Below are 15,013 nucleotides of genomic sequence, written 5' to 3'. Positions count from 1 at the left end.
GGTGATGAAGGCCATGGCCAAGAACCCCGCCAACCGCTACTCGACGGCCGAGGAGATGCGGGAGGACCTGGAGCGGGTCCTGCACGGCGAGGCGGTGGCCGCCACCCCGGTGCTGGCCCCGGAGCAGTCCACGCAGGTGCTGACGCGGCCGGTTCGGGACACCGCCGTGCTGCCCGTCCCGGTGGTGGACGACCAGCGCCGGCGGCGGCGCAGGTCGGGGGCGGTCTGGGTGGTCGCGTTGCTGGTGGGTTTGCTGGTGGTGGGAGCGTTCGTGCTGGTGTTGGCCATGATCGGCGGTTCGTCCCCCGGGCCGGCCAGCCCCCTGTCGCCGGGGCTTCGAACTCCTTCCATCTCCCCAACGCTGCCCTCGCCATCCGTGCCGACCTCCGCGCCCACGACGGGTGCTCCGTCGTCTTCACCGTCTGCGTCGCCGTCGGCTTCCCCCTCGCCCAGCGCGTCGGCGTCGCCGTCCCCGTCGCCGACCCAGACGACGCCGTCCCCGGCATCGTCGTCTCCCGCTCCGACCTCGTCCGCCGCCCCGAGCGGCCAGCCGGGTCCTTCGGCCAGCGCGCCGGCTCCGGTTCCCTCCTCCAGCTGAGCTCTGCGCGCTCGGGTGGGCTCGGCATGACACGCGTCTGAGGCGTGTGAGGCGTGTGAGCGGTGCCCGAAACGGGTAGGCCAAGTCCGCCAATTCCGTTCCCTGGGGAGGAACGCCGTGAGCCGACCCGATGCAAAGATCCGCTCCACCCGTGTTCTGGGGGCCATGTTCGTGATCGCCGGCTTCGTCGCCATCGGCGGCGGCTGGTACGGGATGATCCGCCAGGACCAGAGCGTCGATCGCCAGTTCCCGTATCTCATCTCGGGGGGCGCGGCCGGCATCGCGTTGCTGCTGTTCGGGGTGGGCCTGCTGGTCATCGCTCAGATCCGAACGGAGCGGAGCCGATTGAGTGCGGCCGTCGGGGGGCTCCGCCCCGCGGGTGGGCCCGCGGGATCGGCCTCCGCCCCGGAGCCGGACGCGTCCGCGTTCCCCGGCCGGTATCTGCGGCTGTTCGGGCTGGCAGTGTGCGCGGCCGGGTTCGCCTCGATCGCGATCGGCTGGAACGGGGCGGCCCGCCTGACCGTGGTCGACCAGCAATTTCCGTTCCTGCTCTCCGGTGGGGTCCTCGGGGTCGCGCTGGTGCTGTTCGGCGTGGGGACCCTGATGCTGGCCCAGATCAAGACCGAGCGGCAGAAGCTGAGCCGGATCTTCCAGGGGATGGCGGTGCGGCCTCGGGCGGGCGGCCAGGCCATGGGAATCGAGACAGAGGACTCCGGAGATGGGAACGGCCGGGTGCTGGCGGGTCCGTCGACGTTTCACCGGTTCGACTGTCCGCTGGTCAAGGGCCGGGCCGGGCTGGACCGGATCACCGTGGACGAGGCCCGGTCCCAGGGGTTGGCGGAGTGCCGGGTGTGCCGCCCCACGCGCAGCGAGGACGCCAGGCGTGGCCAAGCCGCGGGGAGCGCCGGCGCGGTCGGCGGAGCCGAGGCCAACGGCAAGGGAAGCCACACCGCTGAGGTGCCTCCGGCCGGGGACGAGGCGGTCGAGGACGAGGCGGTCGAGGACGAGGCGGTCGGGGACGGGGCGGTCGGGGACGAAGCGGTGGAGCCGGAGACCGCGGACCGCGACGGCCGGTCGGTGTCGGAGCCCGTCGCTTCCGGGGGCGCCGGGGCCGCCTGAGGCGGTCCGGACCGCCGGCAGGCCCGCCATGGCAGAGGTCGGAAACCGGAACGGAAAGGCCGTCGGCTGTGTGCTGGTGGCGGCGGTGATCGCGGTGCTGGGGGCCGGCTGCGGGCAGCTCGGCGGCGTCCACGGTCCAAGCCGCAGCCACGACTACCATCTGGCCTCATCCCAGGGCCCGGGAGTGGCAGTCGGCGACCAGGGCCCGCAAGTGGCAGTTGGCGACGACGGGGCGCAAGGCCCACAGGGTGCGGCCGTGGTCGGTTCCGCTCCCACCTTGACCCGGGCCGGAACGGGAACCAAGGGCACGGGGGCGGGCCACGCCGGTCGGGGGGGTCCTGCGGGCCACGGCGGTCACGGGAATCCCCCGGCGTCGACCCCGGCCTCCAGCCCGGCGACGAGTCCCACGTCGGGAGCGTCCGAGCAGGCCGCCCGTTCCCTCTCACCCGCCATCCGCAGGCTCGCGGCCAGCAACTCGCACGTGCTGCCGGCCGGGTTCCCGTTCCTGATCTGCCCGGTGATGGGGACGTACTCGTATTCCGACGACTACGGGGCTCCCCGGTACGCGGGCGGATATCACCCGCACGCCGGCAACGACATCTTCGCGGCCCTCGGGACGCCCGTCGTGGCGCCGTTCGACGGGGTTGCGGTCAAGGACCCCAACACGCTCGGCGGGAACGCGGTGAAGGTCTACGGCGCGCAGGGGTACGTGTACATGGCACACCTGGTCGGGTACGGCGCGCTCGGGAAGGTGAGCGCGGGGACCGTGGTGGGGTTCGTCGGGAACACCGGCGACGCCCTGCACACCTCGCCCCACGACCACTTCGAGTGGCACCCGAAGTCGCTCGCCTCCTTCGACCGGCTGATCGCCAACACGGGCGGCGCGGTCGACCCGTTCCCCTACCTATACGTGGTGTGCCCTCCGGGCCAGCACTGATCCAGGACCGCCCGCCCCCGAGGGGCCGGGGCACCCGGGACCGGCTGCTACAGTCGCGGTCGTGCAGGGGCCTCCGACCGGCGCGGCCCTCGCCCCGGACCTTCCCGGCCCGTCGGGCCGAGGGGAGGGTGGCAGGCCGGGCACGACGTCTTCCTTCTCGAGCGACCTCGCCGTCCTTTGGATGGTGGCGGCGGCGTTGGCGATCGCCGTGGTGGCGGGGCTCCGGGCAGGCCCGTTCTCCCCGCCCGAGGTTCGCGGCGGCGGGCCCGCGGCGCCGCTGGAGGGCCTGAGCCGGGGGCTCGGTCTGGAGGGTCTGGGCCCGAATGCCGCAGAGCTGCTGGGCATCGGGATCATGGCGTTCGCGGTGCTGGGCTTCCTGTACGCCCTGCGGGAAGCCTGGCGGGGCCATCTGTCCCTGCGGCTGGTGCTTGGATTGGGCATCGCCTTCCAGGTGGCCACCCTGGCCCTCCCGCTGCTGCTGTCGCGCGACGTGTACAGCTACGCGATGTACGGGCGGATCGCGGCGCTGCACCACGCCAACCCGTACGTGGCCACGCCGCAGGACTTCCCGGGCGACCCTCTGTTCGCGTTGGTCGGTCCGGTGTGGCGCACGACGCCGGCGGTGTACGGGCCGGCCTTCACCATGCTGGCGTCGTTCCTCTCGTCGCTGTTTCGGAGCCCGGCCACCATCGTGCTCGCGTTCAAGGTCGTGGCCGTGCTGGCCTCCGTCGGCGTCACGGTGCTGGTGGGCCGGCTGGCGCGGCGCCTGGCCCCGGGCCGCGAGGCGTTCGCCGTGGCGCTGTTCGCCTGGAACCCCGCCGTCGTGGCCTACGCGGTGGCCGGTGGCCACAATGACCTGCTGGTCGCGTTGTGCATCGCGGGGGCGCTGGCGCTGCTGGTCCCTCGAGCGAGCCCGTCGCGGGGTGGGCACGTCCGGCTCGCGGCCCTGGATGACGGGCTCGGGCGGCGGGCGCTCGCCGCCACCGCCCTGCTCACCGTGGGCACCCTGGTCAAGGCCAGCGCGGCCGTGGCCCTCGTCCTCGCCGTCGTGGCGATCGTCGCCGCCTCTCCGCGCGCCCGCCGCCTTCGAACGGCCGCGGCGCACGTGGGGATCGTGGTGCTCGTCTCCGCGGCGTTCGCCGCTCCGTTCTTCCAGACGCACGATCCCACCCTCGGCATCGCGACCCTGGCCACCCACCGGGGCTGGATCACGCCCACCCGGCTCCTGCTGGCCACGCTGGGCGGGCTCGGGGAAACGTTCGGCGGAAGCGGCGGGAGGACCGCGGTCGAGCTCGTGATCCGGCTGGCCATGGTGGGCGCCGCCCTCTACGCCCTGGCCATGGTGGCCCGGGGGTTGGCCCGCCGCAGCCCCGGGCTCCCCGCCGCCGCGCTGGGGGCCGGGTGGGGTTGGGCCATGCTGGTGTTCATCCTGGCCGCTCCGGTGCTACTTCCGTGGTACGTGGTGTGGGTGCTGCCGGTGGCCTGGCTCCTCCCGCGGCGCGGGCTGGCCGTCGCGGTGGGCCTCTCGGCGGTGCTGGCGATGTTCCACACCATGGTCGAGCCGCAGCACACCCGGCAGCTGTACGCGGTGGTGCTTGCCATCGGGCACGACGTGGTGGGACCGGTCCTGCTGGCAATCCTGGTGTGGCTACTGCTCCATCTTCGAGTCCGGGGCGGGGTTCCGGACCTCCTGGGGGACCTCGACCTCGACGCCGCGCCCGCCGCGGCGTCCCACCGCGTGGCCGCCCGCTCCGAGGACGACTGAGAGCAGCGGCGGGAACGGGCCGGAGAGGGGCGCCCCCAGCCGGTCGAGCAGCACCGCGCCCAGGATGAGGGCGGCGGCACCGAAGGCGGGGGCGAGCCCGAGCGAGGCGAGACCCGGCCCGACCGCCGCTCTTGACCAGCCCAGGCCCACCGCGCCGAGCAGCGCCAGCGTGGCGATCCCGGCCAGGACGAACATCCACGGGGAGGAGGGAAGCAGCGGGTCCGGAACTGCGGGAAGCGGTTCCGGATGCGGTCCCAGGGCGAACACCCCCGGACCGATCCGGTCGCCGATCCGGGAGGCTCGAGCCGCAGCCGGCGGGTTCATCGCGGCCAGGAGGAAGGAGACTCGCGGGCCCTTCGCCTTTCGAAGCTCGTCGAGGGTGACCCGCGACAGGGCGTCTCGCAGCGGGTCGCCGGTGGCCATGGGCCGGCCCTCCAGGTATCGCTCCGGGGACCCCACGTAGACGTACACCTGCCGGACCCGGGAAGGGGGCACGCTGTCTCGCAGGATGTTCTCCCATCTCGGGACGTTGAACCCGGGGTGGTCGGCGTCGTCCACCACGAACACCAGCGCCGTGCCGGGCGGCGTGGCCGCGGCCAACCGGGCGGCCTCGGACGCCGCCTCGACCTCCGCCGGCCGGACGAACTGCGCCGCGTGGCGCCAGGCGAACACCGACCCCACCACCAGGGCCACCGTCACGATCGCCGCGGCCACCGGCCCCACCCTTCCCCCCAGGGCGTTTTGCCATCGCGCACCGCCGGGACCGCGGCCCCGGTGGGGCCGTTCCCCCCACAGGCGGGCCAGGCCCAGAGCCGCGAGGATCGGAAGGAAGAAGGCGAACGAGAGGAATCGCTCGCCCGGCAGGAGCCCGGTCACCCAGGCGGCCACGATCCCGGCAGCGGCGACGAGAGCCCACACCCGGAACAACCGGCCCACCAGCCCCCGGGCCCGGCCCAGGCCTGCCGCCGCCAGAGGGACGTATCCGGGGAGCAGGTACCGGACCCAGTTCCCGGCGAGGCGGCTCCGGTACGCGTGCGCCAGGAGGTCCCGGAGGCCGGCCCGGCGCAGGAGGGCGTCCTTCGATGTCAGGGCGGACACGGGATCGGCCCCCGCGAGCAGGGCGCCGAAGCCCGCCCCGGCCACCAGGAGGCCGCCTCCCAGCGCCGCGCCGATCCGCATGGACTCCGCCCGGGCTTCGGGCGACCCGCCGCCGAACGGAAGGAGGCCTGCCGCCCCCGTGAGCACGAGCACCGCCACCGCCAGGAGGAAGAACTCGGGATGGGCCAGGGTCGCGGCGGCCAGCAGCAGCGCCGCGGCGACGGTCCTCCGGCGCCCGGGCGCCGTCAGGCACGCCACCGCCCCCAGGAACAGCGCGGCCACGGCCAGCGCCGCGAGGTACCCGTTGGCCAGGTTCGCCGCGTACAGGCCGCCCAGGAGACCGGCCAGGGCGATGGTCGTACGGCCGGCCGGGGTTCCTCTCCACGTGGCCACCAGGCCCGCGGCGGCCAGGCCCGTGGCTGCCGCCAGGGCCGCTCCGAGGCCTCCCAGGGCCTGGGACGGCGACAGCCCGAGCGTCCCTCCCACCGCCAGCGTGAGGGCCGAGATCCCCGGGCGGAACCCGACGGCGGACAGGCTCTCCGCGCGGGCCAGTCGCGTCCACCACAGGTACACGGGCGCGTCCGCACCGATGGGGAAGCGGTACCCGCGGATGACGTACGGGGCGAGGTAGAAGACGAGGAGTCCCGCCGCCACCGCCGCCAGCAGCAGCGGTCCGGCCAGGGCGGGTCTGGAGGGGGCGACGCGCCGTCGTCCGGGCGGGATCTCGGTGGAGGTGGCCAAGCCAGGACATGCTAGCCGTCCGGTGGCATGCTGGGCGGCGTGGACGCCGATTTGCCGGCGCGGGAGGAGCGCGGGCTCGCGCCCCTCCTGACGGTGGCCCTGCTGTCGCTCGGCTGCACGGCCCTGCTGTGGCTGCGGACCGACCGGCTGGTCCCCGGCACTCCGCTGTTCTCGCTCCCGTGGGACCACCACATGTACATCTCCATGGCCCAGCACGGGCCGTTCGGGTTCCACATCGCCCCGTACAACTGGCGTGTGCTGGGGCCGGTGATCGTGTGGGCCCTGCCGCTCGGCGTCCAGGGCGGCTTCCAGGTGGTGACCTTCCTGAGCGTGTGGCTGACCGGCCTCCTGGTCGTCGTGCTCCTCGAACGGCTGGGGTTCGGGCGCGCGCTGGCCCTGGCCGGCATGCTCATGTACTTCTCGCTCGGCTACGCGACCAAGTTCACGCTGTTCGACTTCTGGCTGACGGACCCGCTGGCCTTCCTCCTGGTGACCGTGGCCGTCGTGTGCGTGCTGGGGGGACACGACCTGGCTTTCGCCGCATGCCTCGCCGTCGGGGTGCTGGCCAAGGAGAGCGTGATCTTCGTTGCGCCGCTGTACTACTCGCTGAACGCCAGACGAGCGTGGGATGGCCGGCTGGCCGTGCGGACCCTGGGGCTGACCCTGCCCGCCGTCGCGGCGCTGGTCGGCGTGCACGTGGCCATTCCCGAGATGAATGGGGACCCGGCGTACGTGCGGTCCCTCCCGCGGCTGATCCAGGACAACACGATCCCGTCGTACACGTACGGCTCGGTGCTCCACCACGCCGTGACGACGCGCCTGCACCACTGGCCCTCCACCCTGGTGAAGTCGATCTCCGCGTTCGGGCTGCTCGTGCCGATCCTCGTGGTGACCGGGCTCCGGCGCTACCGTCGCCTCGCCCTCCGCATGCTGCCGTTCGTCGTGCTGGCGTACGTGCAGCTGCTCTTCGCGCTGAACACCGAACGGCTGCTGGTCCTCGCGTTCCCCGCCCTGATCCCGCTGGCGGTTGGCGGGATGCGGACGCTCATGGATGCCGGGCGCGTCGGTCCCCGCCGGTTCGTGCTGCTGGCCGGTGTCTTCTTCGCCATCCAGCTGGTCGGCCGGCACGAGTGGGAGCCGAACCCGCTGGTGCAGCTCGCGGTGCTGGCGGCATTCCTGCCGTTCCTCGTTCCCTGGCGTCCGTGGAGGCGCCGCCCGGATCGAGGGGCCGAACATGAGGGCGCCCCGTCCGTCGCCGCCGCGTCTCTCACCGATTCCGGCCGATAGAATCGCGGCTCCCGCTCCTGGAGGGGTGTGTGCTGGACCCGGCGCTCGTGCAGGAAGTCCTGGCGGCGGCGCTCGCCCACGGAGGACGCTTCGCGGAGCTGTTCGTCGAGGAGCGGTCCTCGCTCTCGATCCGGCTGGACGACGGCAAGGTCGAGGAGCTGACGTCCGGTCTCGATCGTGGCGCCGGCATCCGGGTCGTCCACGGCGAGACGGCTGCCTACGCCTACTCGAACCGGCTGGACCGGGGATCGCTCCTGGAGGTGGCCGCCGCCGCGGCCGCCTCGGTCCGCGGGGATGGGCCCGGGGCAGTGATGGACTTCCGCCGAGCCGAGCCCGCCCTCGTGCACGAGGCGGAGCGGCCGGCCGAGTCCGTCCCGCCCGAGGCCAAGGTGGCGTGGCTCCGGGAGGCGGACGACGCGGCCCGGAGCCTCGACCCGTCCGTCCGCCAGGTCGTCGCGGCCTACGGCGACGCCGTGCAGCGGGTCCTCGTCGCCACGTCGGACGGGCGGTGGGTGCAGGAGGAGCGGCCCCGGATCCGCCTGGTGGTCCAGGTGATCGCGGCCCGCGACGGGACCATCCAGACGGGGTTCTGGGGACCGGCGGGGCTGGCCGGGGCCGAGTTCGTGGACGAGCACCCGCCCAGGGAGACCGCCGAGCGAGCGGCCCGGCAGGCCGTGGCCATGCTGGACGGCATCGGCGCCCCGGCCGGGGAGATGGCCGTGGTGATGGGGCCCGGTGGGGGCGGCATCCTGTTCCACGAGGCGTGCGGCCACGGGCTGGAGGCCGACCTCGTCCAGAAGGGCTCCTCGATCTACCAGGGAAAGCTCGGCCAGATCCTCGCCTCGCCGCTCGTGACCGGCATCGACGAAGCGACGGTTCCGAACGCGTGGGGCTCGTTCTCGTTCGACGACGAGGGGTGGCCGGCCCAGCGGACGGTCCTGTTCGAGGGTGGCGTCCTCCAGGCGTACCTGTACGACCGAGTTCGTGCGGAGCGCGACGGGGTCCCGTCCTCCGGGAACGGCCGCCGTCAGTCGTATGCCCACCTCCCCATCCCTCGCATGACGAACTCGTCCATCCTTCCCGGCCGGTCCAGGGCCGAGGACGTGATCGCGGGCACCCCCCGGGGCTTCTACGCGAAGGCGCTGGGAGGTGGGCAGGTCAATCCGGCCACGGGCGACTTCGTGTTCGGGGTCACCGAGGGATACCTGATCGAGGGTGGGGAGATCACCCGGCCCGTCCGGGGGGCGAACCTGGTGGGAAACGGGATCGACATCCTGTCCGGGGTCGACGTCGTGGCCGACGACTTCGAGCGCCTGGAGGGAATCTGCGGCAAGGACGGCCAGGGCGTCCCGGTCGGAAACGGGAGCCCGACCCTTCGGATCGCCCGGATGACGGTGGGAGGAACCGGTGTGGCCGGCTCGTGAGGGTGGTCCGGTAGTGGGTGAGCTTGGTGGCGCCCGTGGCTGACCTGCTCGATCTGTGCCGGGCCGCGGTGCGGGCGGCATCGGGAGACGACGCGGTCGAGGCCTACGCCTCCGAGACCCGTCGCACCGAGGTGAAGGCGCGGGCCGGCGGGGTGGAGTCGCTGACGTTCTCCGAGACTCGGGGGGTCGGGGTTCGGGTCGTCTCGGCGGGCAGGCTGGGGTACGCCTACGCGGCCGACCCGTCCCCGGACGAGGTGGCCGAGGCGGTCGCCAGGGCGCGGGACAACGCGGCGCTGGCCACGCCGGACGAGGGCAACGCGCTGCCGGACCCCGGCCGCGTCGAGCCCATGCCGCAGCTGTTCCGGCCCGACCAGGCCGCCCTGGCCCCGGAGCGGAAGGTCGCGCTGGCCCTGGACCTGGACCGCGTGAGCACGCGAACCGACCATCGGGTCCAAAACCTCGAGCGGGCCAGCTATGGCGACGCCGTCTCGCGCGTGGCGATCGTGTCCACGGCCGGCGTCGAGCAGGAATACGCGCGCACGGATTGCTGGTGCGCGGTGTCCGCCCTGGCCGAGGCCGACGGGGAGACCCAGACGGGCTTCGCCCTCCGCCAGGCCCGCCACATCGACGAACTGGACTGGCTGGCCTGCGCCGGCGAGGCCGTCGACCGGGCCGCCAGGCTGCTGGGGGCCAGGAAGCCGGCGACGGCGGTCGTGCCGGTGGTCCTGGATCCCCACGCGGCCGCGGCCTTCCTCGGCGTCCTGGTCGGCGCGCTGTCCGCGGAAGCGGTGCAGAAGGGCCGTTCCCTGTTCGCCTCGCGGGCCGGGGAGATCGTGGCCTCCGAGGCCGTGACGCTCGTCGACGACGGCCGGCTCGTGGACGGGCCCGCGGCGGCGCCGTTCGACGACGAGGGCGTGCCCACACGGCGGACCTCGTTGATCCAGCGGGGCCGGCTGGCGCAGTTCCTGCACAACACCTACACGGCGCGGCGTGGCCGGACGCTCTCGACGGGGAATGCCGGGCGGGCGGGGTACCGGTCACCCCCGGGCGTATCGGCCACGAACCTCGTCCTGGAGCCGGGCAAGCTCCAGCTTCCCGAGCTGTTGGCTCGGGCCGAGGGCGGCGTCTACGTCCAGGACGTGACCGGCGTGCACTCGGGCGCGAACCCGGTGTCCGGACAGTTCTCCGTAGGAGCGACGGGTCTTCGCATCACCGGAGGCGCCCTGGGTGAGCCGCTCCGCGAGATGACCATCGCCAGCACGCTGCTCGACATGCTCGCGGCGGTCGTGGCCACGGGCGCCGACCTGCAGTTCCTCGGCTCCATCGCAACCGCCCCCGTCCTGGTCCAGCAGATGACGGTCGCCGGGGTGTGAGGACGCGGCCAGGCCTCGGGAACCACGGACATCATCGCGGTCGTTCCGATCCCGCCGAGGGTGGCATCACGTCCCCGAGACCGTCACGGTGAGGTCCGCGAACGCTCGGGCGTACGCGAGCTGCTCCGCCTGATCCGGCCGGACCAGCAGCATCAGCGTCTGGCCCGACCCGAACGACGCTCCGGTGTCCGGGAGGCCGCCTGACGACGAGCCCGGAGTCAGCACCAGGAGCACCTCGACCCCGGACGCGACCGTCTCCGTATGAGGCTGCCCCTTGGCGAAGGTGGCGAGCAGGTCGACGTGGTCGCCGGGTCGGACCGAGCCGGGAGGGAGCGGCGTGGTTACGGCGAACGCTCGGAAGCCCTCGGGGACGAGCGATGCGACGGGGCCCGCCCTTCTGGGGGCCAGCCGCGTCTGGGTCAGCGATTCCCCAGTCGCCAGCCCCGCCAGCAGCACGCGCCCGGTCGCCTGATCGGGGCGCGCCATCGCTCCGGGAGGGGCGAACCTGCTGGGGAAGGAGACCTGGCGCAGCATGTCGGCGGTGAGGCGAGTGCCGCGGGCCAGGTCGCGTGCCGCCACCACCACCGAGACCGAGCGACCCAGCGCGGGCGTCAGCGCCTGGACCCGGGTCACGTACCCGTGGACCGACCAGAAGGCCGCCAGCGCGAACACCACCGCGAGGGAGGCCAGCAGCCGCGCTCCCGGAGACCACTTCCGCATGGTGCATACCCTCCCTCGTGCGACGCCGCGGTCACGCTCGCGCGGGCGGCGTCGAAGCGCCCGCGCGTGGCGGAGAGGGAGGAGTTGACGCCGACGCTACCCGACGAGCGAACGGCGCGCTATGAAACAGATCACACCTGGGCGTGTTTCTTTTCCGGTCCGAAGGTTTCTCCGAAGGGGCCGCTGGCGGCGAGTCCTAGTCGGGCCCCTGCTGCCGAGGCGACCCCGGCTCGAGGGGCAGCGCGCGCCACCGGAAGTCCTCGAGGGCGGTGCGCCCCACGATCGTCCGGAGCGCCTCTCGGACCCGTTCGACGAGCTGCTCCGGCTCCTCGACGGTGGTGAATCGGATCTCCATGGAAACGAGCACGGTCTCACGCATGGTCGCCGATCTTATCCACCCCAGCGGTTCGAGCATGCCCGGGTGCAGAGGCTGCGTGCGGAGGTGGAGCCGGCCGTTCGGCCTATTCGGGCTCGAGCCGCGCGCCCGACAGCGCCGTCGCGCAGGGGCAATTGCGCTCCTCGGGCAGCGCCGGGATCACCGCGAACAACAGGTTCCGCAGCTTCTCGTTGTTCTCCGAGAACACCCGCAGGACCTCGTCGTGTGTCACTGGCGCGGTGTCGCCCACTCCCACGTCGTAGTCGGTCACCAGGGAGATGTTCGCGTAGCAGAGCTCCAGCTCCCGGGCCAGCGGTGCCTCCGGGTACGCCGTCATCCCGATGACCTCCCACCCCTGCCGCTGGAACCACGCGGACTCGGCGCGCGTGGAGAAGCGAGGTCCCTGGATCACCACCGCGGTGCCGCGCTCGTGCACCTCGATCTCGAGCCCGCGGGCCTCGCGGATCGCGACCTCCCGGACCGTCGGGCAGTACGGGTCGGCGAACGAGATGTGGGTGGTCACCGGGCCGTCGTAGAAGGTGTCCGCCCGGCTGCGGGTGCGATCCACGAGCTGGTCGCAGATCACGAAATGTCCCGGCAGGACGTGTTGCTGGAGCGATCCCACCGCGTTCGGCCCCAGCACGCGGGACACGCCGAGCTCCTTCATGGCCCACGCGTTGGCCCGGTACGGGATGCGGTGCGGCGGAAGCTCGTGCTTCACGCCGTGGCGCGGCAGGAACGCCACCCGGCGCCCCCCCACCTCACCGATGGTGATGGCGGCCGACGGTTTCCCGTAGGGCGTGTCGACCTCGACGGTCTCGATGTCGGTGAGGAACGAGTAGAAGCCGGATCCCCCGAAGACCCCGACGTCTGCGGTGCTCAGGCCGACTTCCCCTTCGACGATCCGTTGGTGGAGCCCGACGAGGACGAGGAGCCGGAGGACGACGACGAGTCGGAGGATGACGAGCCGGAGGACGAGGAGCCCGACGAAGAGTCAGACGAGCCCGACGAGCCGGATGAGGAAGAACCCGACGACGACGAGCCCGACGAGGACGCTGCGGCTGCGCCGGACTTCTTCGAGTCCCCCGAGCCCTCGCCGGAGCCGCCCTTGCGGTTGTCGGTCCGGTAGAACCCCGACCCCTTGAACAGGATCCCGGCGGGGTGGAACACCTTGCGGAGCCGGCCCCCGCAGAGACCGCACGTGGTCAGCGACTCGTCGGCGAACCGCTGGAACACCTCGACATGGGTGCCGCAGTCGACGCAGGCGTACTCGTAGGTCGGCATGGCCCCCCAATTATACGGACGGACCCCTTCCGCCCCCGGGCGAACGAACCGGCGGGGCGCCCGGCGGCGCGACCCTCGACGGCCTCGCGCCGGCGGCCGGGCTCAGTTCCTCCAGGCGATGTCCGTGAGGAACCGCAGGGGCTGGGCGGTCCTGGAGTCCTTGTTCAGCGCCAGCCAGAGCTGGGACCACCCCGCGGCCGGATGGTTGCTCATGCCACGGCAGTTGTCGTGGGAGTCGCGGCAGGACTGGATCTGGGTCATGGCGCCCGCGATGTCCATCCGCTTCCCGTGGTGCTGGTACGAGTACAGGCTCAGCGTGTACCACTGCGCCGCGTTCGCCCCGCTGTTCGCGTAGATCTCCGGGAGCGGCACGGCCACGCCGGAACCCCACGCCGCGTACCACACGTCCTCCATGGTCCAGCCGCCGATGCACTGGGCGTAGGGCGGACACCCCGCCGCGCCGCCGTAGTAGTAGTACGGCGAGTTCGCGATCGATGCGTAGCTGTGGATCCATTCCCGGGTGATCCCGGGGCCGTCCCAGCCCGGCTCGATGTCGTTCGCGCCGGCGACGTGCACGCGCTTGGCCAGCCAGCGCTCCCGGAGCCACGCGTTGGCCCGGTTCACCATGGCGCCCCACAGCCGCCCGTGCTTGTAGCTCACGTCGGGTCCGTAGTTGCTCGTGCCGGCGGCCAGCTCGAGGTGCGCATTCGATCCGCGGGAGCACCGGACGAAGCCCGCCGCGTACGACTCGACCGCGCTGGCGATGAACAGCGTGTTGCGGAACACGCCGTCGAACAGCGAGGCCCCGAAGCGGCCCTTGTGGTGCATGGGCATCCCGAAGTCGAGGACCACCACCGCATCGGGCGACTCGGAGCCCGCCCTGGCCCGCTGGCCCAGCCCGCAGCCCAGCGCGGCCAGGTGGGACCGGTCCACGGTGCTCATGTACCGGCTCCACGTGGGTGAGGGGGGCATCGGATGCTTCCAGGCCGGATTCAGGGGCTTCCGGTGGCTTGCTCCGCCCCCGCTGCCCGGCGAGCTGCCCTTCCTGGACGAGCTGCCCTTCCCGGACGGGGCGCCCTTCCCGGACGGGGCGCCCTTCGCGTCATGGTAGGAGCCGCCTCCGTGGTGAGCCGAACCCTGCTTGGCGTCCTTGGGTCCGGATCGCCGGTCGTGGCCCTTCGTCGCGTGCTAGGCGTGTGCGAGCGCTCCATGCACGGCCCCCCAGGCCACGTCCGGCATGGCCTGTGAGGTAGGTACCTCGGCGCCCGCGAACAGCGTGCACGCGGCAACGAGCACGACGAGCGGACGGATCGACTTCGTGATGACGGCCGGCATCACGCGCCGGCGATGAGCTCCCATTCGGCGTCCCCCCTTGCTTCGCGTCGGATGGGCCTGCGAGCGCGCGCAGTGTCCCAGGAGTTCGTGGCGCCATCAAGCAATTCGAGATGGTTTCAGCTTGTATTCGTTGGGCGCTGGGCTTTGTCAGCCGTATCGGTCGGATGGACGGCGCGGTGGCTTGAGCGGGGCAAGCAAAGCGCTCGCGAGCCGGCTCTCCCGGGTCCGCCTCAGCCTGTCCGGCAGTCCACGACGCCCTGCTCGGTGACCACGAGGTCGACCCGTTCGTCCTGGGGTTCGGCGGGCACCTCGCGCACCAGCTGGACGGCGAACCCCACCCCCACGCGGAGGGCCCGCGGAGAGAGCCGCCTGAGGTAGCGGTCGTAGTGGCCGCCGCCGTACCCCAGCCGGCGACCGGCCCGGTCGAACGCCAGCCCCGGCGTCACCACCACGTCCACCTCGCCGGGCTCCACCGCCACCCGGTGCGAGGGCTCCTTGGGGCCGTAGCCGGAACGGACCAGCGACTGGCCCGGGGCGAGCTCGGCGGCCTCCATGGCTCCTTCGTCGGTCAGATAGGGGAGGAGCACCCGGCGTCCCCCCGACAGCAGCCGCTCCACCATGCCCGCGGTGGGGATCTCGGTCCCGAAGGAGTAGAACAGCAGGACCGTCCTGGCGTCCGTGGCTTCCGGAAGGCCGAACAGGTGCTCCTCGACCCGGCCGGCCATCTCGGCCCGCTGCTCGGGGGGGATGGCCGACCGGACCCGCCGCATCACCTCGCGGAGGGCCTGCTTGTCCCGGGAACGGTTGAGGTCGGCCACGTCGGTGGTGCGATGGTACGGGGTCCGGCCGGAGCGAACCGCTGTGCTCTCCGGGCGGCCGCTCGAGCAGCGGGGGCGGTGTACGGCGGGCGCGGCCGGATGCTACCCTCACCGCGCCGTGGCGGGCCCGCTCCGGCG

General features: G+C 72.9%; 16 protein-coding genes. 8 read left to right on the top strand and 8 right to left on the bottom strand.

The window, feature by feature from the left end; all coding sequences use genetic code 11:
* From M3Q23_06810 to M3Q23_06795, 4 genes are all read left to right on the top strand, one after another.
* A partial coding sequence (locus M3Q23_06810; GenBank protein MDP9341805.1) for a hypothetical protein occupies nt 1–598 on the top strand: 598 nt, incomplete at its 5' end.
* Between the two features lie 117 nt (nt 599–715).
* Nucleotides 716–1,717, top strand: a complete 1,002-nt coding sequence (locus tag M3Q23_06805) for a hypothetical protein (GenBank protein ID MDP9341804.1) — start codon at nt 716–718, stop codon at nt 1,715–1,717.
* Between the two features lie 28 nt (nt 1,718–1,745).
* The gene (locus tag M3Q23_06800; GenBank protein ID MDP9341803.1) at nt 1,746–2,654 is read left to right on the top strand and encodes a peptidoglycan DD-metalloendopeptidase family protein; all 909 of its coding nucleotides are present in this window, start codon (nt 1,746–1,748) and stop codon (nt 2,652–2,654) included.
* 61 nt (nt 2,655–2,715) lie between these two features.
* On the top strand, nt 2,716–4,419 hold the full coding sequence (locus M3Q23_06795) for a hypothetical protein (GenBank protein MDP9341802.1): 1,704 nt from the start codon (nt 2,716–2,718) through the stop codon (nt 4,417–4,419).
* Here the strand turns inward: M3Q23_06795 and M3Q23_06790 are convergent.
* Nucleotides 4,303–6,258: a hypothetical protein gene (locus tag M3Q23_06790; protein ID MDP9341801.1), complete on the bottom strand. Its 1,956-nt coding sequence runs from the start codon at nt 6,256–6,258 to the stop codon at nt 4,303–4,305. The two genes, M3Q23_06795 and M3Q23_06790, sit on opposite strands and share 117 nt — an antisense overlap.
* A gap of 39 nt (nt 6,259–6,297) precedes the next feature.
* Between M3Q23_06790 and M3Q23_06785 the strand changes: the two genes are divergently transcribed.
* The 3 genes from M3Q23_06785 to M3Q23_06775 are packed head-to-tail and all read left to right on the top strand — an operon-like array spanning nt 6,298 to nt 10,342.
* Nucleotides 6,298–7,545: a hypothetical protein gene (locus tag M3Q23_06785; GenBank protein ID MDP9341800.1), complete on the top strand. Its 1,248-nt coding sequence runs from the start codon at nt 6,298–6,300 to the stop codon at nt 7,543–7,545.
* 29 nt (nt 7,546–7,574) lie between these two features.
* Nucleotides 7,575–8,969 carry a TldD/PmbA family protein gene (locus M3Q23_06780; GenBank protein ID MDP9341799.1) on the top strand — a complete coding sequence of 465 codons (1,395 nt, stop codon included), beginning with the start codon at nt 7,575–7,577 and terminating at the stop codon, nt 8,967–8,969.
* A gap of 26 nt (nt 8,970–8,995) precedes the next feature.
* On the top strand, nt 8,996–10,342 hold the full coding sequence (locus tag M3Q23_06775) for a TldD/PmbA family protein (GenBank protein MDP9341798.1): 1,347 nt from the start codon (nt 8,996–8,998) through the stop codon (nt 10,340–10,342).
* Between the two features lie 66 nt (nt 10,343–10,408).
* Here M3Q23_06775 and cpaB read toward each other — a convergent pair whose 3' ends face one another.
* The 5 genes from cpaB to M3Q23_06750 all read right to left on the bottom strand — a co-directional run bounded on the left by cpaB (nt 10,409) and on the right by M3Q23_06750 (nt 13,655).
* Nucleotides 10,409–11,062 carry a Flp pilus assembly protein CpaB gene (cpaB, locus tag M3Q23_06770; protein ID MDP9341797.1) on the bottom strand — a complete coding sequence of 218 codons (654 nt, stop codon included), beginning with the start codon at nt 11,060–11,062 and terminating at the stop codon, nt 10,409–10,411.
* A gap of 196 nt (nt 11,063–11,258) precedes the next feature.
* Nucleotides 11,259–11,441 carry a hypothetical protein gene (locus M3Q23_06765; protein MDP9341796.1) on the bottom strand — a complete coding sequence of 61 codons (183 nt, stop codon included), beginning with the start codon at nt 11,439–11,441 and terminating at the stop codon, nt 11,259–11,261.
* 82 nt (nt 11,442–11,523) lie between these two features.
* On the bottom strand, nt 11,524–12,321 hold the full coding sequence (locus tag M3Q23_06760; protein MDP9341795.1) for an S-methyl-5'-thioadenosine phosphorylase: 798 nt from the start codon (nt 12,319–12,321) through the stop codon (nt 11,524–11,526).
* Entirely contained in the window at nt 12,318–12,722 is a 405-nt protein-coding gene (locus M3Q23_06755) for an FmdB family transcriptional regulator (GenBank protein MDP9341794.1), read from the bottom strand. Before M3Q23_06755 ends, M3Q23_06760 begins: the two co-directional genes overlap by 4 nt.
* Before the next feature lie 102 nt (nt 12,723–12,824).
* Nucleotides 12,825–13,655 carry a hypothetical protein gene (locus M3Q23_06750; protein ID MDP9341793.1) on the bottom strand — a complete coding sequence of 277 codons (831 nt, stop codon included), beginning with the start codon at nt 13,653–13,655 and terminating at the stop codon, nt 12,825–12,827.
* Nucleotides 13,656–13,677: 22 nt separating this feature from the next.
* Between M3Q23_06750 and M3Q23_06745 the strand changes: the two genes are divergently transcribed.
* On the top strand, nt 13,678–13,833 hold the full coding sequence (locus tag M3Q23_06745; protein MDP9341792.1) for a hypothetical protein: 156 nt from the start codon (nt 13,678–13,680) through the stop codon (nt 13,831–13,833).
* A gap of 77 nt (nt 13,834–13,910) precedes the next feature.
* Here M3Q23_06745 and M3Q23_06740 read toward each other — a convergent pair whose 3' ends face one another.
* Nucleotides 13,911–14,081, bottom strand: a complete 171-nt coding sequence (locus tag M3Q23_06740) for a hypothetical protein (GenBank protein MDP9341791.1) — start codon at nt 14,079–14,081, stop codon at nt 13,911–13,913.
* Nucleotides 14,082–14,287: 206 nt separating this feature from the next.
* Entirely contained in the window at nt 14,288–14,875 is a 588-nt protein-coding gene (locus tag M3Q23_06735; protein MDP9341790.1) for a 5-formyltetrahydrofolate cyclo-ligase, read from the bottom strand.
* Nucleotides 14,876–15,013 lie beyond the last annotated feature (138 nt).

Source organism: Actinomycetota bacterium (assembly GCA_030774015.1).
Lineage (GTDB): Bacteria > Actinomycetota > UBA4738 > UBA4738 > JACQTL01 > JALYLZ01.
The sequence above is the reverse complement of the archived record's forward strand: the minus strand, read 5'-3'. Positions and strand labels throughout refer to the sequence as shown.